Source organism: Diaphorobacter sp. HDW4B (genome assembly GCF_011305535.1).
In the GTDB taxonomy this organism is placed as follows: Bacteria; Pseudomonadota; Gammaproteobacteria; order Burkholderiales; family Burkholderiaceae_C; genus Diaphorobacter_A.
Window position 1 is genome coordinate 1,943,767 of sequence record NZ_CP049905.1, and the last position, 19,111, is coordinate 1,962,877.

The window sequence follows — 19,111 nt, forward strand, 5'->3', positions numbered from 1 at the left end:
CTGGTTCGCGATTTCCAGATGAGCTTCGCGAGCTTCTTGGATGAATTCGATCAACGATTCGATAACGTAACGCATGGTGGTGTTCCCATGAGATGCCTTTTGGGCAATCGGCGATGTGCATCTCGTACACCGCGACTGCTAGGGGTTGCCCTATGTGTATAAGTATAAACCGACATAGGGTTTTTACCAAGAAACCCTGAGCCATAGGCTTCGAAAGCCTAGGGTTACTACTTATAAATCACCTGAGACCCAAGTGGCACCCCAGAAATCACAGCGGCCCTTGCCAGAGAACTGGACAAGGGCCGCCGTCAAAAGCTGGCAGATGGACTGCTGGCTTATTCTTCCTCGGTCCACTCCACCTGCGCGCCCAGGCTGCGCAGGTTTTCCACGAACTGCGGATGGGCGCGGCGGATGGGGGTGGCGTTGCGGATTTCCGAGCGGCCCTGGATGCTGGCCGCCACCATGAACAGCGCGATCGCCACGCGGATGATGTACGGGCTCTCGACCGTGGCGGGCGCGAGTTTGCTGCCGCCGAAGGTGATGATGCGGTGCGGGTCGGACGAGAACACGTGCGCGCCGAACTTGGAGAGTTCGCCGGTCCAGCCGAGTGCGCCGTCGTACACCTTGTTCCAGAACATGGCGTTGCCCTCGGCCGAGACGCCGAGTGCTATGAAAATAGGCAGCAGGTCGACCGGGAAATAAGGCCAGGGAGCGGCTTCCACCTTGGTCAGCGTGTTGCTGGTGAACGGCGTCTGCACCTTGAGCGGGCCGTCGCGCCAGGCGCGCGACCAGCCGTCCTTGTGCTCGACATGCACGCCGAACTTGGCAAAGGTGCGGTCGATCAGCGGGAAGTTGTCGGGTGCGGAGTTCTTCACGATCACGTCGCCGCCGGTGATCGCACCGAGCGCGAGGAAAGTGGTGATTTCGTGAAAATCCTCGTCGAAGCGGAATTCACCGCCGCCCAGAGGCGCGCCGCCGATCACGGTGACGCGCGAGGTGCCGATGCCCTTGATCTGCGCTCCCAGCATCTGCATGAAGCGGCAGAACTCCTGCACATGCGGCTCGGACGCGGCGTTGTTGAGCGTCGAGGTGCCATCGGCGGCCACGGCGCAAAGCACGAAGTTCTCGGTGGTGGTGACCGAAGCGTAATCAAGCCAGTGCTTGACGGCCTTGAGCGGGCCGTCGCGGTGGATCAGCAGCGAGCCGAGCGAACGCTCGACCAGGCCGCCGAAGTTGCGGAACACCTCGACGTGCGGATCGATCTCGCGCACACCGAGCGTACAGCCCTTGACGTTGTCTTCGAGCCGCGCCACGCCAAAACGCGCCAGCAGCGGCGGCACCAGCATGATGGAGGAGCGCATTTCCTCGGGCAGATGGTGCTTGGCGGGGTCGAAATGGGTGTTCTTGTGGTGCAGCGAGAGCACGCCCGCGTCGCGGTCCCACTGCACATCGCTGCCGAGCACGCGGTAGATGTCGAGAATCTTGCGCACGTCGGTGATGTCGGGCACGCCGATCAGCTTGAGCGGCTCGGACGTGAGCAGGGTGGCACAAAGAATGGGGAGCACCGCGTTCTTGTTGGCGGACGGCGTAATGCGCCCGCGCAGCGGCTTGCCGCCGTGCACGATCAGATTGGACATGGCAGTGTGGGGGAGAACAACAGTTGGCTGGGATGAATCAAGGACAGGATTGTCGCGCGATTTATTCGCTATCCCTTAACTGTACGCTGTGTGCGCCGCCCCTGTGGAAACCGGTCTGTTTGACCGGCTTCGCATAGGTCAAAAATTGTGTCCGAATGCGCTGGGTCGCGCTCAGTTGGAAGACAGCTTCATCAGCACCAGCCCGCTCACGATCAGCACCGCCGCGCCTACACGCATCAACGTGAGCTGTTCGCCAAGGAACATGACGCCCACCACGAACGCACCCACCGCGCCGATGCCCGTCCAGATCGTGTAGGCCGTGCCCAGCGGCAGGCTGCGCATCGCCACAGACAGCAGGCCGAAGCTGGCGATCATGGTGGTGATGGTGATGACGCTCGGCCACAGCCGCGTGAAGCCGTGCGATTGCTTCATGGAAAACGCCCAGACGATTTCGAGCAGACCAGCAAGCAGAAGAAAAACCCAGGCCATGATGAACTCCTTGTTTGAAAAGGGTTTGGCCGGGTCGTCCCGGAATGGCGAATGAACCACCGCCGTTGGCGATGCAAGGTCGTCCTTGAAGGGCATCGCGAAGGCCGCGCGCCGTTCATTCGTTGAACTGGGGTGAATCTTAAATCAGCACACTGATTTTGGCTGGTCTTGCCGAATCGGCCCGGCGTTTCATGGGTGGTTGCGGCGCAACACCGCCCATCGTCAACAGGATGCGTGCTCGCGCAGAAAGTCAGCAATATGACCGACCACCAGCGCCTCGTTCTCGCGATACGGCACATGGCCCAGCCCCTGGAGCAGCATCATGCGCGATGGCTCGCCACCACTCAGCCCCGCGATGACCTCGGGCTGCACAGCAGAACCGTATTCATCCAACTCGCCATGCAGCGCGAGCGTGGGGCTGCGCAAAAGCGGCAGTTGCTCGCGGATGGACCAGTCCGCAAAGTCGGGGTGCAGCCAGCTTTCGATCCACGCATCCAGCACCCAGCGCGTCTTGTCGCCGTGGTAGCGCGCGAGGCGCCCGAACTGCGTGGCGTCGGAATACACGCTCTGCGCCTCGCGAATGCCCTGCTTGGTGCATTCCTCGACAAACGCCTGCGCGCCGATGGTAATGAGTGCATCGCAATCTTGCGGCGCAGACGTCGCCGAACACACCGCCATGCCGCCGCCCACGCTGTGGCCAAGTGCAACGAAGCGCTGGATGCCAAGTTGCTCGCGCAGCTTGGGGAAATACTTGCTGGCCTCTTCAAAAACGAAATGCAGCGAGGGCTGGTCGGTGCGCGCATCGGACTGGCCAAAACCCAGCCGGTCGTAGGCATAGACGGTGCGCCCGGTCGCCGCGCTCAGCGCCTTCGGAAAATCGCGCCACAGGCTCACCGCACCCAACGAGTCGTGGAACATGACGATGGGTGCGAGCGCGTCGTCCGCCGCAGCGGGCTTCCACTCGCGCACGAAGAGGCGGCCTTGCGGCGTGCTCACCCAGTGGTCGTTGACCTGAATCTTCTCGTTGATGGTTGCGCTCATGATCTTGTTGTCTCAATCGGCTGCTTGAACAAGCCCCTCAGACCGCCACCTCTTGCTCGGCATATTCCACGATGTTGCCGACCGTCGCGCCGTAATACTGCGCCACGCGCTTGCGCAGCTTGAGCACGGCTTTGTCCTTGCTCACCAGCAGGGCCTGATGGGCGCTGGCCAGATCGAGAAAATGCTGGTCGTCCGGATCGGTGCAGGTGAAGCGGATCTTCTGCGCCTCGGGCACGTATTCGACCGCTGCATCGAAGGCCGCCAGCACGCCCTCCACGGTCTTGCCGTAGTAGGCCACGCGCGGCGCGATCTGGCTGTATTGCAGCACGCGTTCGAGCTCGATGCGCTGGGCCTGATCGGCAATCCAGCGCAGCTTGCCTTCGGCCACGAGTTCGCGGATCGGCGGGATGTGCGGATCGTCGAAGATCAGCATGTCCAGCACCACGTTGGTGTCAAGCACGACGGGGCGCGGATCGGCCCCTTCGTAGTCCTCGTTGCAATGCGGCCAGCGCAGAACAATCCTCACGCGGTGCCACCTTCTTCGGCAGGCTTGCGGGGCTTGACCGCGCCCTTGATCATGTCGAAGCGGAACAGACGGCACTCGATCGGGCCGTTCCACATGGGCGTGCGGCGCGATTCCTTGAGGCGCATCTTGCTGGGCAGCTTCATGTCGGGCGTGAGCATGTAGGCGCTCCAGCCGCTGTAGTTCTTCTTCCAGTGCGAAGCCAACTGGTTGAAGAACTCCACGCCGTCTTCGGTCTGCGCGGTTTCGCGGCCCACGCGCTCGACCACGTCCATGCGTTCGAGGGCATTTCGACCAGCAGAACCGGCGGCGGCAATGCGCTCGCCATACGGAGGGTTGAGCAGCATGATGCCGGGCACATCGCTGGGCGGCATGCGCTGCAGCGCGTCACCGCCGCGCAGTTGAATGGTTTCGGCCACACCGGCGCGATCGGCGTTGTTGCCTGCAAAGTCGACCATGCGGAACGAGATGTCCGAGCCGTAGATGCCGACCGGGCTGTCGGGCAGGATGCGGCTTTCGGCCTCGTCGAGCATCGCGTCCCAGACATGCTTCTGGAACGGCACCAGCTTCTCGAACGCAAAGCGCCGCAGAATGCCGGCCGGAATGCGGCGCGCGATCTGCGCGGCCTCGATCACCACCGTGCCCGAGCCGCAGCAGGGGTCATACAGCGGCTGCGGATTGTCGCCATGCGGGTCCCAGCCGGTCGCGGCGATCATCGCGGCAGCCAGCGTTTCCTTGAGCGGCGCATCGCCCTTGTCCTCGCGCCAGCCGCGCTTGAACAGCGCCTCGCCCGAGGTGTCGATGTAGATGGTCGCCTCGTCGGTCGTCAGGTGGACGTGCACGCGCACATCCGGATGGCGCGTTTCCACGCTCGGGCGCTGGTCCTGCTTCTTGGCGCGAAAGCGGTCGGCAATCGCATCCTTCACCCGCAGCGCGGCGAAGTTCAGGCTGGTCAGCGGGCTGTGCTGCGCCGTCATCTCGATCTTGAAGGTCTCGCGGGTGGAAAACCAGATCTCCCACGCCACATCGCTGGCGGCACGGTAGAGGTCGTTCTCGCTGCGGTACAGGGTCTGCGAGAGCTGGATCAGCACGCGCTGGGCCAGACGGCTGTGCAGGTTGAGCAGCATGGCATCGCGCCAGGTGCCGCGCACCATCACGCCGCCACGCCCCACCATCAGGTCGTGACCGCTGAAACCGGTGATGGCATGCACCTCATCGGCCAGAAAGCCCTCGACGCCAGCGGCGCAGGGCAAAAACAATTGCAAAGGATTCATATCTGGGGCGCAAGCATACGCGTTCGCGCTTTTCCCAGCGATTTGCAGGAAGAAAGTTCAAGCGTTGCTCTACAAATGGGAGCGCCCGGCGCAGGCATCATTGAGGCAGTCAAGGAGCAACCCAAAATGGAAGAAATCAGCTGGAATGACTTCATGAAGGTGGAGCTGCGCGTGGGCCGCATCGTCTCCGCCGAAGTCTTCAAGGAAGCCCGCAAACCCGCGTACAAGCTGCAAGTGGACTTCGGCCCAGAGCTGGGCATCCGCAAATCCAGCGCCCAGATCACCACGCTGTACCAGCCCGAAGCGCTCGTCGGCCGACTGGTCGTCGCCGTCGTCAATTTCCCGAAAAAGCAGATCGGCCCACTGATGAGCGAATGCCTGGTCACCGGTTTTCACAATGCCGACGGCGATGTGGCGCTGTGCGTGCCCGACAAGGATGTGCCGCTCGGCACGCGCCTGCTTTAAAGAGATTGCGCTATCAATACGAAAGCGCACAGCAAAAGCACAGGGATTCGCGCGCGCTCGCGAAAGGCCGAATTCCCCCGTGAAGACGGCAAACCGCTAAACTTGCCCTATAGAAATCCACACACAGGATGACCTTGGCGCCAAGGCCATCCCGACAGCATGCGGGCCCCCCAACGCCCGCTTGACACTCGAGCGGCGCACATCATCCATGGCCCTGAAAATCATTCTCCTCCTCGTCCTCCTCACGTTCCCGTTGTGCGGTCTGTACATGCACATGCGTGGCAAGGTGCGGCACAAGGCGATGCGGCAGCTGTTCGATCACTCCACGTTCACAGCGCCGATCAACGTGTTCATGCTGGCGTTCTCCAAGGTGCCGAAGACGCCCTACCTGCCCACCAGCACCTTCCCCGAGCTCGCACCGCTGCAGGAACACTGGCGCGAAATCCGCGAAGAAGCCGTGAACCTGCAGAAGAACATGCAGATCAAGGCTGCGGCCAACAACGACGACGCGGGCTTCAACTCGTTCTTCAAGACCGGCTGGAAGCGCTTCTATCTGAAGTGGTACGGCGACGCCCACCCATCCGCGATGGAGCTGTGCCCGGTGACGACCTCGCTGGTCGCCAAGATTCCCACCATCAAGGCCGCCATGTTTGCCGAGCTGCCGCCCGGAGCCAAGCTCAATCTGCACCGCGACCCGTATGCCGGTTCGCTGCGCTACCACCTCGGACTGCTCTCACCCAACGACGACAACTGCATGATCTCGGTGGACGGCCAGCCCTACAGCTGGCGCGAAGGCGAAGGCGTGATCTTCGACGAGACCTACATGCACTGGGCCGAAAATCGCACCAACGGCAACCGCATCGTGCTGTTCTGCGACGTGGAGCGCCCGATGACCAACGGCTTCGCCCAGTGGCTCAACCGCTGGGTGGGCACCAACGTCGTGGCCGCCGCCAGCTCGCCCAACAACGAAGGCGACCCGCGCGGCCTCATCAGCCGACTGTTCAAGATTTCGTTCTACGCAGGCCAGTACCGCCGCCGCTTCAAGGCATGGAACAAGACGGCCTACAAGCTCACCAAGTTCGGCCTGATGCTCGCAGCGCTGGCGGGGATTGTGGCGATTTTTGTGAAGCTCTGAATCGGCTTCCGCTTCACGCGCAGATCAGCGGCTCGCAAGTCACAGCTTGCGAGCCGCTTTGTTTTGGGGAACGAACCGCCAGCCCAGAGCCCCCACTGACAGCGCCATGAGCAACAGCCCCAGCGGGGACATGGTGGGAACGGCTGTCGGGTTCGACGCGACTGCGTCCTGCCGCGTGCTGGGGGAGTTCGTGGTGCTGCCGCCCGCCGCCGTCTCCATCTGAGCCGCCGGAATGGCCACCGCACTCGCGGGATCGACGTTGCTCAACGCAAAGTGGACCAAACCACCCAGCGCTGTGGATGCGGTGATCACAAAGTCTCCCGCCAACGCATTCGCCTGCAGCATCGGCGACTGGGCGCGCCCGTTTTCATCCGTGACGACACCCGCACGCAGGCCGGTTGCGAAGATGGCGCTCGCACTGTCTGCAGCACGGTTCGTGGCATTGGCCACGGCAAACGTGACCGGCACGCCCGCCCGCGCAATCGGGTTGCCCGACACGTCGGCCAACTGCACCACCAACGGCTCGGAGAATGCACCACCCGCTTGTGCGGATTGGGATGCACCGCTTTGGGCGATCAGACTGACGCAGCTTTTCTCGCTGGACTGGATCGACGCGAACGGCTTGTTGCTCACTCCACTCAAGCGGATGTTGTCGATGCGCCAGAACTGAGAGGCGTCTGGATTTCCTTGGTCCGCAGCCCCCGCCCGCCAGCCCAGCCGCAAGGTCTTGCCTGCGTACTCGCGCCCCAAATTCACTGTCACGTTACGCATCCAGCCGTTGGACTTGCCTGTGAATGCGGTCTGGCTGCGCAGTGGATTGGTGTTGGCCATGGCGCCCCTCATCCACCAGATCTGTCCCGTGTACGGTACGATGCTCTGACTCAAGGGCCGGTCCACGGAACTCTCGACGGAAACCATGAGCTGCCCACCGTTGGTCGCGTCGGCGCCGAAGTCGTATTCCTGATCGAAGGTGAGAACAAGGTCTTCCGCCGCACTGCCCTGCAGCGCAGGCGTGTACATGCCCGCCATGGCTCGCTCGTTCGGAATGGCGAGCTGATACCAGTGCTCGCTGCCGTCGCCCGCGATCGCCCATGAACCGCGATCGTCGATTCCGCCGGGCCAGACATCGACGGAGTCCGATGCGCTGTTCTGCTCTTTGATGTCCGCATTCAGCCAGACATCAATGCTCTTGCCGAAGGTGAGCACCTGCGGGTCGGCGGCCACGATGCGCGCATCGATCCGGGCGCTGCCATACGTCGCCATGCCTGCGAGATACAGGGGCAGCACCAGTGTGCGCCGTTGTCCTGGCGGGATTGGCGTGTCGATGGTCCGCACCGTGCCCTTCGGAAAGGCGATGTGCGGATCGTTAGCGTTCAATGCGAGCGTCACATTGTTGATGGCCGTGTTGCCGCGATTGATCAGTTGGATGAACAGCGCCCCCGTCTCTGTGTTGTCGAGCACCTTGTCCGCATCGCAGCGTCGGGATGGCTCGTCGGCCATCGACAACGCCATGCTTTCGATGGCCAGCAATGGGCCTGCGTTGTAGCTCTCCACGACACCCTGATTCGTCATGGTCAGGCGATCCGGCCCGGTGGCATCCAGCCCTGCGCCACGCTTGGCAAATCCGCCGAGGCAACTGGCGTAATCCTGCGGATCACTGGCCGCCACAGCCGCAAGCAAGGCATCGCGTGCCTCGAGCAAGGTCGGCAGAACGGGCGTGAGCTTCATTCCGGCGACCAGATAATTTCTCATGCGCTGTTGTGCTTCCGGGAATGGCCGCGTGTTGAGCATGGCCGCATAGCACTCCCACAGCATGCTCGCCCAGACCTCGCCCGTGTTGTGCAACTGCGAGTTGGCCGTGAGCAGCGGATCGGTCGATGCACTCAGCCCGGGATGGCGAGGCACGCCCTCCGGCAACGGCTCGCCATCCTGCATGTGCTTGAAAGTGAGCGGGTTCTTCGCCATGTCCGTCGAATACGGATAGCGCCGACTGCCGAAATAGGCCCCATTGCTCGGATCGCTTGCCGGTTGGGCCGTGCCCGCATTCGCATAGGCCGCCTGCGCATACGCGCCTTGGTACTGTTCATTGCCGGGCTTCCGTCTGTCCTGCTCGGTGACGGTGACCAGCAATGCCAGAAAGTCGCCCCACCCCTCGCTCAGCCCGGCGGACTGCCGCGAGGTCAACCCGTTGGCATTGCCGATCAGGCGATTGCTGAGGTAATGCGCCCATTCATGCGCAACGATGGTGTTGTCCAACGCGGCGCTGCGCGTGGGCGCGCCCGCGTTGTAGGCGAAGGTCCGCAGCACCGGAGAATCCCCATCCGCAGGCGTCTCCATGCTGGCATTGTTGACGCGCGCGAACTGCAGCACCTGCGCCGTGATCGGATCGCCCTCCAGCCCGCCGCGCTCGAAGTTGCTCGCCTGTGCGTTGCCCGCAAGCTCGTCAAAGCCAGCGTCGTAGAACCAGTCATGCAACCAGTTCACGACATAGAAGAGATTGGCCACAGAGCTGGAAATCTGCTCGCGGTTCTTGGTGGCGCTTGCAGCAAAGTCGTAGCCGTAAACGAACGAATACGAGGTTGAACACGCGAAGAAATCGACCTGCGTGACATCTGCGCGCGCCCCACAGGCCACGGCCATGGAGACAGGAGAGCTGCTGTAGCCTTTCGGGTTCTCCAGATCGGCAAAAACACGCGCGTTGTTGCCGTATGAAAACTGGACTCGGGAATTCGCAGCTTCGTCCACCCAGGGGTCGTTTCGGGAAAACGGGGCGTTGGCCAAAGTGAGTTGAAATGCGGGACTCAATCGCATGGCATAGCCATTCGGTTGCGCTTGCGGATAGGGATTCAGATCCAGACCTTGCGGGCCGGGATACGGCGTTCCGGTCACAGGATCGGCCCAGACGCTGTAGGTGAACGCATGCGGCGCAGCGTCGTGTGACGTCAGGTTGTTGCGAAACAGCAGCCGGCCATCGTCGCGCGCGATCACATAGGAATAGGCGTTCTGCTCATCGCCCTCACGCACCCGAAGCTCGATGTAGAAGCCCGCCACCAAACCCTCCGGCAGACGAAACCACGTCGGCTTGTAGCGCACAGGAGACTCCAGCACGCCGCCACGCTCACCCGCCACTCCATCGGGCAAGGCCAACCAACGGTAGTTGCTGGAAGCACTGGCGCGCGGCTCCGTCGGCTCGAACAATTGCGACGCGACACTGGCCGGAAAGTCGAAGTCATGCAACGCCACAGCGACCGCGTCTGCTGCAGCCAATGGGGCAACCAAGGCCGCCTTGGTTGTCTTGGCGGCTTGCGTGCCTCCCAGATAGCCGCCGATGTTCACGGCCCGCGACTGTGCATTCAGCAGCACCGTGGCCTGCTCGCGGAAGATGTCGACGCCGTTCAACCGATTGCCGAAACGCACCAGTTTTGCGCCGTTGGGCAGGGTGTGCTGAACTCTTGCAGGCGCGGCATCCAGCTCCTGCTCGCTGACGCCATACAAGTGGGCGACGAATTTGAACTCGCTGCGCGCGGCGCTCACCGCATCCTGAGCAGATTTCTGTCGCGTGCTGACGGACGGCTGTTTCTGAGGATCAAGCGCCATGAACGTCGGTATTCCCAAGCGCTCGTCGCGCGTCATTTTTTTGACGGTATTGGGGGTGGCAGGCGCACTCTTGGCCCGTGCGGCAGGCGCAGCACTCTGCAATGCATCCACATGGGCCAGATCGCGAGCGGACACATCGAATGCCATGACAAGACAGACGCTTGCCACTGCCGCGGCCATGGGCCGACGGGTTCTCCTGTTCTTCTGCATGCTGTACCTCCCTGCATATTTCCAATCGACTCGCGCTTGTTCTTTGCGAAGCACTCAGGTCGATTGGTTTATGGACAGAACGGAACTTCACATGGGCGAAGTGCGTTGCGGGACGCGGCGTCGCTCGGCCAAAGTATTGGGCCGAGCGACGCAAAAGCAGTTGTCAGTTTGTTTCGTTGGAAATGACCGAGCTTGGGCCATTCTTGCCGTTACGCTCGTCACGGCTTGTCATCCAAGTGCGCACAACTTCGCCAGACAACAGGCCCTCCGGAGGGCATGCGATAGAGGGCCCCAAAACGTTTGCGAACACATGTGCAGAACGTCAATCGGCTTCCTGAGGCGAAGGCGGCATCACGCAAAGGCGCAACTTGTTACCTTTGACTGGCGCGGTCTTTCACGCACACACCGCATCAGGCAAAGATGGCGTCAGTCCTTGCTCATCGCCAGCAGCTTCGCATGCGTGGCCGCAGGAATCTGCACCACGCTACGGCTCGTTTTGCTCACGAAGGCGATGCCGGTCTTGCCGCGTGCGACTTCGCGGCTCTGGGATTTTTCGGTCACGCTGAACACCAGATCGAAGCCGTAGCGATTGAAGTCGGCGGGTGTCATGCGGATGCACATGACTTCGCCGTGAAAGCCTTCGGACTTGTACTGCGCGACGATGTCGCCGACCACAATGCTCACATCGGGCAGCTCGGGTTCGGGAAAGCCGATCTCCTGAAAGAAGCGCAGGCGTGCCTCGGAGACCAGGCTCAGCAGTTGCGCGTTGTCCAGATGTCCGCCCTGATTCACATGGCTGATGTAGATCTGCACCTCGGTGCTGAAGGCGAAGTGGTCGGGCAGTTCGAAGATGACGCGGGGCATGGTGCAGGGTTCGGGTTGTCAGACCGCCTTGCGCAGATTGGCAGGCGGAATCTTGAGCGCTTCGCGGTACTTGGCGACGGTGCGGCGCGCGCATTCGATGCCTTGCTCGGCGAGCATGTCGGCGATCTTGCTGTCGGAGAGCGGTTTCTTGGGGTTTTCGGAGCTGAGCAATTGCTTGATCAGCGCCTTCACCGCCGTGCTCGACGCGCTGCCGCCGGTCTCGGTGCCGAGGCCCGATCCGAAGAAATACTTCAGCTCGAACGTGCCTTGCGGCGTGGACATGTACTTGGCGGTGGTCACGCGGCTGATGGTGGACTCGTGCAGGCCGAGTTCATCGGCGATGTCGCGCAGCACCAGTGGGCGCATGGCCAGTTCGCCGTGCACGAAGAAGTTCTTCTGGCGCTCGACGATGGCGGTGGACACGCGCAGGATGGTGTCGAAGCGCTGCTGCACGTTCTTGATGAACCAGCGCGCTTCCTGCAGGCGTTGCTGCAGCCCGGCATTGGCCTCGTTGCCGCGCTGTCCGCGCAGTGCGTTGGCGTAGATATCGTGCACGCGCAGGCGCGGCATGACGTCGGAATTGAGCTGCACGGTGAAGCGCATCTGCGCACCGCGACCGACGTTCTTGACGATCACGTCGGGCACGATGATCTGGCGCTGCACATCGGCAAAGCGACGACCGGGCCGTGGCTCCAGACGCGCGATCAGGTTCATCGCGGCGCGGGTGGATTCTTCCGGCGCGGCGCAGGCCTGCATGATGCGCTTGACGTCCTTGCGCGCCAGCAGGTCGAGCGAATCACGGCAGATGCGCAGCGCGACCGCGATGATGGCCGGATCGCCCTCTTCGTCGAGGTTCATGCCGTGCAGTTGCAGCGTGAGACATTCGCTCAGATTGCGCGCACCAACGCCTGCGGGATCGAGGCTTTGCAGCAAACGCAGCGCCACGGTGAAGCGGTGCACGAGTTCTTCCAGATCTTCGGTTGGCGCATCTGCACCGGCCAAGGCGAGCGCCAGTTCGGCCAGCGATTCTTCGAGATAGCCGTCGTCGTTGAGCGATTCGATGAGAAAGCGCACGGCGGCGCTGTCGATGTCGGAGAGATGCAGGGCCAGCGCCTGGCGGTGCAGATGGTCGGTCAGCGATTCGTGCGAACCGGCGAGGTCGATGGCATCGACCTCTTCGTCGCCGGAGCTGCTGGTGTTGTTGCGCGCGGGCGCGTCACCGCCCCACTCGCCGTCGTCGGGTGCCATCTCGACGGTGCCGTCGCCTTCCCAGTCAACTTGCTCGGAGACCTCGGAGCCTGCAGCGGGCGAGTCCGATTCTGAAGAGGAAGTGGAAGACTCGTCGGAAGCAGTCGACGTGGTGGAGGTGCTGGAAGTGGGCGCCTGATACAGCGCGCCGTCCGCATCACCAGCGTCTTCGCTGGCGGGCTGGTCGGCGCGTTCGAGGCCGAACTCCTCGCGCGGAGCTTCCTCGGTCGTGCGTTCCAGAAAGGGGTTGTCGTCAAGCATCTGCTCGACTTCCTGTTCCAGCTCCAGTGTGGAGAGCTGCAGCAGCTTGATCGACTGCTGCAGCTGTGGCGTGAGCGCCAGATGCTGCGAGACCCGAAGCGACAGTCCCGGCTTCATGGCCTGCAGCCTTGTTTCGCGATATTCACCGTCAAGACGTTGCCCATGTCACCCAACTACATGCGGAAGTGTTCGCCCAGGTACACCCGGCGCACATCGGCGTTGTCGACGATCTCGGACGGCGTACCCTGCGCGAGCACATGGCCGTCGCTGATGATGAAGGCGTGGTCGCAGATGCCCAGCGTCTCGCGCACGTTGTGATCGGTGATGAGCACGCCGATGCCGCGTTCCTTGAGGAAGCCGATGATGCGCTGGATTTCGATCACCGCAATCGGGTCGATACCGGCAAATGGCTCGTCCAGCAGGATGAAGCGTGGCTGGGTGGCGAGCGCACGGGCGATTTCCACGCGGCGGCGTTCACCGCCGGAGAGTGCGAGCGCTGGCGATTCGCGCAGATGATCAACGCGCAGCTCCTGCAGCAGCGAGGTCAGGCGTTCCTCGATCACCGCACGCGAAAGCGCATGGCCGTTTTCGTCCTGCTGCAGCTCCAGCACGGCGCGCACGTTTTCTTCGACGTTGAGCTTGCGGAAGATCGAGGCTTCCTGCGGCAGATACGACAGCCCCAGGCGCGAGCGGCGGTGGATCGGCAGGTTCTGCACGGATTGGCCATCGATGTAGATCTCGCCCGCATCGCTGCGCACCAGACCCACGATCATGTAGAACGAGGTGGTCTTGCCCGCGCCATTGGGGCCGAGCAGACCGACCACTTCGCCCTTGCGCACGGACAGCGACACGTCCTTGACGACCTTGCGGCTGCCGTAGGATTTTTCGAGGTGCAGGGCTTCGAGGCGGCTTTCCGAATCGACTCTGGCGGTGGGAGCAGCCCCGTTCATGGAGGGCTCACGGCGCTCGTTGTTCATCTCGGCTTTTCCCACGCTCACTTGGTGCTCAGTTCTGGGCTGGAGCGCAGCACGGGCGCTTCACCCGCGCGTTCGGGCTTGGGAGCCTGCGCGCCGCCTTCGGCGGGCTTTTCCTTGGGCGTGAGCGTCATGCGCACACGACCTGCGGGCGTTCCGGCCTGACCGGACGGCTGGGGCGTGTTCTTCACGCCATCCACCGTGAACACGTCGGTGATGTTGTTGTAGACGATGAGCGCGCCATTGACCTGATCGGTCAGCGCGGTGTCGCGATAGCGGCGCAGTTCGCCACGGCGGATGAACTTGACGATGTCGGCCTTGCCGTCGTACTCGATCACCTCGCCCTCGCCTTCCACATATTCGTGGGGTGCACCGGGAGCCGAGTCGCGTTTCTGGCGGAAGAACGCGCGCTTGCCTGCAGCAGCCGTCACCGTGCCGTACTGGAAGCCGTCCGGGTCCTGACGCACTTCGAGCTGGGCACCGCGCAGCACGATGGTGCCCTTGGTCATCACCACGTTGCCCGTGAACACGCTGATCTGCTTGAGCTCGTCGTGGCGCAGCGTATCGGCCTCGATGTTCATCGGCTTGTCGCGGTCGGCACGCTCCGCATGCACCACGGCGGGGCCGAGCGCCAACAGGCAGCAGCTAAAAAGGAGCGGGATAAGTCTGGTTTTCATAGGGCATGAATCTTGCTCAAGCATTGTACTGAACCCGGTGCTCGTGCGTACCGGAAGTCGATTTTTCCAGTGTGGAACAGAACAGGAAAACAAACACGCAAAAATGACGCTCGAATACTATCAATCGCACATGAACGGCAATTGCTGAGCCGAAAAACAAAAAGCGCATCCGAAGATGCGCTTTTCAATGCTTCACGAAAGACCGGTGGCTGGTCTGTCCATTCGTCCGTCAGGCCTTGAGCGAGCCCAGATATTCGACGACCTGCAGCACGTTCTGCATGCTGCCTGCCAGCGTACCGTCGGTGTAGTACTTGCCGCCCACGCCCATGGAAGGCACGCCTTCCACTTGGTAGCTTTCCTGCAATTGGGTCGCCTTGCGCAGCAGGTTGGCTGTGTTGAAGGAGTTGTAGGCTTCCTTGAACTTGGCCACGTCCACGCCTTGCTGGCCGATCCATTCGAAGATCGCGTCGTCTTTGTTCAGCGGCTTGCGCTCCACGTGCACCGCGCGGAACACGGTGGTGTGCAGCTTGGGCAGCAGGTTCATGGCTTCCAGCGCAAAGTACAGCTTCTGCTGCGGCACGAAGCTGGCGTTGAACGCCACCGGAATGCGGTGGATGCTCAAATTGGCAGGCGCGTTCTTGACCCAGGCTTCGAAAGCCGGTTCAAAGGCATTGCAATGCGGGCAGCTGTACCAGAAGAACTCGATCACCTCGACCTTGCCAGCGGACGCATCGGTGGCCACGGGCTTCTTGAGCTTGATGAAGTCCTTGCCTTCCTTGAAGGCACGCGCTTGAGCCTGCGCGTTCATGGACAGTGGCAGTGTCAGGGCGGAAGCGGCGACCGCCGAGGCGGTGGACAGGGAAAACTCGCGGCGTTTCATGAGATGAACATTCCTCTTCAGTTTTTTGTGGCAACTGGTGATTGTGAGCGATGTGCGTCAAAAAAGTTCAGCGTTGCACACGAACCAAGGTGGTATCGATCCCGGCCCCGTCCAGTTTGCCCTTGAGCGAATCCGCGTCATCGCGCTTGCCGAACGGACCGATGCGCACGCGGAACACGGTGCGGCCGCTTTGTTCGCGCTCACTCACGCGCGCTTCCCAGCCCAGCATCGCCAGCTTGGCGCGCTGCGCGTCGGCATTGCTCTGGTTGCTGAACACACCCGCCTGCACGAAATAGTCGAACGGGTCGGTCGTGGTCGGAGCCGGTGTCGGCGCAGGAGCCGCCGCCGCACGGGCACGCGCCAGATCACCCAGCGGATCGCTGCTGGTGGTCGAGGGTGCAGGGCGAGCCGTTTGCGTGGCCGACGAGGCGGCTGGCTTGGGCGCGGATGCCGTGGCTGTGGAGGGAGTGGCGGAAGAAGCGGATGGCGTTGGCGCAGGCGTCGGTGCCGGAGCAGGCGTCACCGTGCCCGTCACCGCCGGAGGTGCCGTGGTGGCGTCCGACGGGGTCGAGGCGGGTGTCGTCTTGGCCGGATTCTTGCCGTGCAACGTGGCGTTCGGATCCCAGTTCTTGTTGCGCTGGGCCTCGGCCTCGTCCTGATCGGAGCCGCGCGTGGCGTTCTTGTTCAGGAAAGGCACGGGCACCTTGGTCACATAGACGGCCACGGCCAGCGCAGCCGCCAGACCGATGAGCACGCCCAGGATGAGCCCCAGAATGAGACCGCCACGTTGCTTGTTAACGTTCATAAATCCGCTTGTAGTCACTCGTTTTACATGCGTTCCGGAGCCGAGACGCCCAGAACGGCCAAGCCATTGTGCAACACCTGTGCGGTCGCTGCGACCAGCGCCAGACGCGCCAGCTTGACCTTTTCGTCGTCCACGAGGATACGCTCTGCGTCGTAGTACGAGTGGTAAGCAGAGGCCAGATCGCGCAGGTAAAAAGTAACATCGTGTGGCGCATTGCCAGTGGCGGCGGCCGTCAGCATCTCGGGATACTTGGCCAGCAGCAACATCAGGGCCTGAGCCTGCGGGCCTTCGAGTGCCGACAGGTCCACATCCTTGAGCGACGGCACGCCAGCGCCGCCCTGCTCTTGCCATGCGCGCAGCACGGACTGGATGCGGGCATGGGCGTATTGCACGTAGTACACCGGATTGTCGTTGTTCTGAGCAACCGCCAAGTCCACGTCGAAGGTGTATTCAGTGTCGGGTTTGCGCGACAGCAGGAAGAAGCGCACGGCGTCCTTGCTGGTCCACTCGATCAGATCGCGCAGCGTCACGTACGAACCGGCACGCTTGCTGATCTTCACCTCTTCGCCATTGCGCACCACGCGGATCATGGTGTGCAGCACGTAGTCGGGGTAGCCCTGCGGAATGCCCACATTGGCGGCCTGCAGGCCAGCGCGCACGCGGGCGATCGTGCCGTGGTGGTCGGTGCCCTGAATGTTCACTACCTTGCCGTAGCCGCGCTTGAACTTCTGGATGTGATAGGCCACATCCGGCAGGAAGTAGGTGTAGTGACCGTCGGTCTTGCGCATCACGCGGTCCTTGTCGTCACCGAATTCGGTGGACTTGAGCCACAGCGCGCCATCCTGCTCGTAGGTGTAGCCGCTGTCGATCAGCCGCTTGACCGTGTCTTCGACGTAGCCGTTGGTGTACAGGCTCGACTCGAGGTAGTACTCGTCGAACTGCAGATTGAAGGCCTGCAGATCCTTGTCCTGCTCGTTGCGCAGATAGGCCACGGCGAAGTTGCGGATGTTCTCGTAGTCATCCACGTCGCCATTGGCGGTGAACTCGCGGTCATCGGCCTTGACGGTTTCCTTGTTCAGGAACGCCTGGGCGATGTCGGCAATGTAGTCACCGTTGTAGAAATTCTTGGCCAGCGGATTCTCGGAGTCGGTCGGCCAGCACTCGTCACCCGGCTTGAAGCCCTTGGCGCGCAACTGCGTGCTCTTGGTGAGGGTGTCGATCTGCACGCCCGCGTCGTTGTAATAGAACTCGCGGTGCACCTGCCACCCTTGGGTTGCGTACAGATTGCTGATGGCATCGCCAATCGCCGCCTGACGGCCGTGCCCCACGTGCAGCGGGCCGGTCGGGTTGGCGGAGACGAACTCGACCAGCACCTTTTCGCCGCGCTCGGGCTGAAAGCCGAACTTGTCGCCTTGACCAAGCACCTCGCGCACGATTTCCTGCTTGGCCGCGGGCTTGAGGCGGATATTCAAAAAGCCGGGACCGGCGATCTCGATGGCATCGACCCACTTCTGGAATGCTGGCATAGCCTCCAGAGCGGTTTTCAATTGTTCACCGAGCGCTCGCGGATTCGCCTTGAGCGGCTTGGCCAGTTGCATGGCAGCAGTACAGGCGAAATCGCCATGGGCCGCGACCTTGGGGTTTTCAAAAGCCGCACGCGCGCCAGCGCCGGGCGAAAGTGTTTCGAGCTCGGCAGCCAGAGCTGCGAGCAATTCCTGTTTGACGGAGAGCATCCGCCAATTTTACGTGGCGCGGTCATCTGATGCCCATCAAGTGGCGTTATGCTGAGTGACCCGGCCTTTTTTCGGGTCAATTTTGTCGTTTTTTGCAGGAGATCAACATGAAGAAACTGCTTCCCGCTCTGGCCTCTGTCGGCTTCGTCCTTTCCTTCGCCACCATCGCCACCCCCGTGGTCGCCAAGGAAGCCACTCCCCAACAGCAGAAAATGGCCACCTGCAACGCAGACGCTGGCTCCAAGGACTTGAAGGGCGACGACCGCAAGGCATTCATGAAGTCCTGCCTGTCCAACAAGCCCGCCAAACCCGCCACGCAACAGGAAAAAATGAAGACCTGCAACGCCGACGCAGGCACCAAGAGCCTGAAAGGCGACGAGCGCAAGGCATTCATGAAAGACTGCCTGAGCAACAAACCTGCTTGATGGATTGATCCCCCTGAGTCGCTTCGCGCCTTCCCACCAGGGGGACGACGCCTTCGCCGCGAGGCGACTCTTGCTCGGCGTCTGCTCGCATGGCCTGCTCCGCGGCCTTCTGACTCTTTGAGCACAAAACGCCACTGGCGATAAAAAACGGCGGCGCTGCACGCGCACCACATCTCGCGCAGTCGCGAAATCAACGGTCACGAGCAACGCGAAGTGCCGTAAATACCTCTTCCAGACTGACTTGCGGCAAGCTGTTTGAACGGAGCGCCCATGGCGCGAAGAGAGTTTTGCCGCAGGTATTCAAAGCGCGTTTTTGGTGACTTTTTGCGCGCAAGCAAAAAGTTACTCGCCCGCCGGGGCGAAACCCGGCCCCGAAAAACAACCTCCCAGCGGAAGCAAAAACCGTTACTTAGCCCCCACCCCACGCGCCAAGAACACAGCAAAAAGAGGAATCAGCGCAATCAAATGCGCCTCGATCATCACGAGCCGACGCGTATTCCGAATCTCCACATCGGACGGCAACGCCCCGGTTGCCCGCAAATTCCGCCGCCACCGCAAAAACCGCACCGTAGGCCCGATCGACATCAACCCGATCACCACGAACAGCGTCACCTTCACGTGCAGCAGCGGCTGCGTCCAATACCAGCCAGAGCCCTTGATGCCCCACCAGGTGCGCGCCACGCCCGTTACCAGCACGGCAATCGCGGAGATGCCGTAGATCAGGTCCACGCGCGCCAGACGCTCGACCACGGCGGCGTTCATCCACTCCTTGCGACACAGCGCGGCCTCGCTCGCGAGAAAGACCGTCATCGTGAGGATGGCCAGAATATGGGCGTAGGCGAGCAGGGCTTCGGTGGTCATGTCGGAGATGGT

General features: G+C 62.1%; 17 protein-coding genes. 3 read left to right on the forward strand and 14 right to left on the reverse strand.

Features of this window, described 5'->3' with window-relative positions; translation table 11 throughout:
- Positions 1–335: 335 nt before the first annotated feature.
- The 5 genes from G7048_RS08995 to G7048_RS09015 all read right to left on the reverse strand — a co-directional run bounded on the left by G7048_RS08995 (position 336) and on the right by G7048_RS09015 (position 4,964).
- Positions 336–1,637: a UDP-N-acetylglucosamine 1-carboxyvinyltransferase gene (locus G7048_RS08995; protein WP_166067804.1), complete on the reverse strand. Its 1,302-nt coding sequence runs from the start codon at positions 1,635–1,637 to the stop codon at positions 336–338.
- A gap of 171 nt (positions 1,638–1,808) precedes the next feature.
- The gene (gene sugE / locus G7048_RS09000) at positions 1,809–2,126 is read right to left on the reverse strand and encodes a quaternary ammonium compound efflux SMR transporter SugE (protein WP_166067805.1); all 318 of its coding nucleotides are present in this window, start codon (positions 2,124–2,126) and stop codon (positions 1,809–1,811) included.
- Between the two features lie 222 nt (positions 2,127–2,348).
- Positions 2,349–3,167 carry an alpha/beta fold hydrolase gene (locus G7048_RS09005; protein ID WP_166067806.1) on the reverse strand — a complete coding sequence of 273 codons (819 nt, stop codon included), beginning with the start codon at positions 3,165–3,167 and terminating at the stop codon, positions 2,349–2,351.
- 37 nt (positions 3,168–3,204) lie between these two features.
- Entirely contained in the window at positions 3,205–3,693 is a 489-nt protein-coding gene (locus G7048_RS09010; protein ID WP_166067807.1) for a putative toxin-antitoxin system toxin component, PIN family, read from the reverse strand.
- Positions 3,690–4,964 (reverse strand): class I SAM-dependent RNA methyltransferase, encoded by a 1,275-nt coding sequence (locus tag G7048_RS09015; protein ID WP_166067808.1) that lies wholly within the window; start codon positions 4,962–4,964, stop codon positions 3,690–3,692. Before G7048_RS09015 ends, G7048_RS09010 begins: the two co-directional genes overlap by 4 nt.
- A gap of 126 nt (positions 4,965–5,090) precedes the next feature.
- Here G7048_RS09015 and G7048_RS09020 point away from each other — a divergent pair, with 126 nt between their 5' ends.
- A complete protein-coding gene (locus G7048_RS09020) occupies positions 5,091–5,429 on the forward strand; it encodes a tRNA-binding protein (RefSeq protein ID WP_166067809.1) in 339 nt (112 codons plus the stop codon).
- A 208-nt stretch (positions 5,430–5,637) separates the two neighbouring features.
- Positions 5,638–6,564 carry an aspartyl/asparaginyl beta-hydroxylase domain-containing protein gene (locus G7048_RS09025; RefSeq protein ID WP_166067810.1) on the forward strand — a complete coding sequence of 309 codons (927 nt, stop codon included), beginning with the start codon at positions 5,638–5,640 and terminating at the stop codon, positions 6,562–6,564.
- A 39-nt stretch (positions 6,565–6,603) separates the two neighbouring features.
- Here the strand turns inward: G7048_RS09025 and G7048_RS09030 are convergent, their stop codons facing one another.
- From G7048_RS09030 to argS, 8 genes are all read right to left on the reverse strand, one after another.
- Positions 6,604–10,341, reverse strand: a complete 3,738-nt coding sequence (locus tag G7048_RS09030; protein ID WP_166067811.1) for a M36 family metallopeptidase — start codon at positions 10,339–10,341, stop codon at positions 6,604–6,606.
- Positions 10,342–10,797: 456 nt separating this feature from the next.
- Positions 10,798–11,235, reverse strand: coding sequence for a thioesterase family protein (locus G7048_RS09035; RefSeq protein ID WP_166067812.1), 438 nt, complete (start codon positions 11,233–11,235; stop codon positions 10,798–10,800).
- A gap of 18 nt (positions 11,236–11,253) precedes the next feature.
- Complete coding sequence (locus G7048_RS09040) at positions 11,254–12,861, reverse strand: RNA polymerase factor sigma-54 (protein WP_166067813.1); 1,608 nt, start codon at positions 12,859–12,861, stop codon at positions 11,254–11,256.
- Positions 12,862–12,917: 56 nt separating this feature from the next.
- Positions 12,918–13,694, reverse strand: a complete 777-nt coding sequence (gene lptB / locus G7048_RS09045) for an LPS export ABC transporter ATP-binding protein (RefSeq protein ID WP_205750388.1) — start codon at positions 13,692–13,694, stop codon at positions 12,918–12,920.
- A gap of 44 nt (positions 13,695–13,738) precedes the next feature.
- On the reverse strand, positions 13,739–14,395 hold the full coding sequence (lptA, locus tag G7048_RS09050; RefSeq protein ID WP_166067815.1) for a lipopolysaccharide transport periplasmic protein LptA: 657 nt from the start codon (positions 14,393–14,395) through the stop codon (positions 13,739–13,741).
- Between the two features lie 229 nt (positions 14,396–14,624).
- A complete protein-coding gene (locus tag G7048_RS09055; RefSeq protein WP_166067816.1) occupies positions 14,625–15,275 on the reverse strand; it encodes a thiol:disulfide interchange protein DsbA/DsbL in 651 nt (216 codons plus the stop codon).
- A gap of 67 nt (positions 15,276–15,342) precedes the next feature.
- The gene (locus tag G7048_RS09060) at positions 15,343–16,080 is read right to left on the reverse strand and encodes an SPOR domain-containing protein (protein WP_166067817.1); all 738 of its coding nucleotides are present in this window, start codon (positions 16,078–16,080) and stop codon (positions 15,343–15,345) included.
- 23 nt (positions 16,081–16,103) lie between these two features.
- Positions 16,104–17,813: an arginine--tRNA ligase gene (argS, locus tag G7048_RS09065; RefSeq protein WP_166067818.1), complete on the reverse strand. Its 1,710-nt coding sequence runs from the start codon at positions 17,811–17,813 to the stop codon at positions 16,104–16,106.
- A gap of 107 nt (positions 17,814–17,920) precedes the next feature.
- On the opposite strand from argS, the gene G7048_RS09070 reads away from it, so the two are divergent.
- A complete protein-coding gene (locus tag G7048_RS09070) occupies positions 17,921–18,238 on the forward strand; it encodes a PsiF family protein (RefSeq protein ID WP_166067819.1) in 318 nt (105 codons plus the stop codon).
- A gap of 405 nt (positions 18,239–18,643) precedes the next feature.
- On the opposite strand, the gene G7048_RS09075 is transcribed toward G7048_RS09070, so the two are convergent.
- Positions 18,644–19,099: a DUF2214 family protein gene (locus G7048_RS09075; RefSeq protein ID WP_166067820.1), complete on the reverse strand. Its 456-nt coding sequence runs from the start codon at positions 19,097–19,099 to the stop codon at positions 18,644–18,646.
- Between the last annotated feature and the right edge of the window lie 12 nt (positions 19,100–19,111).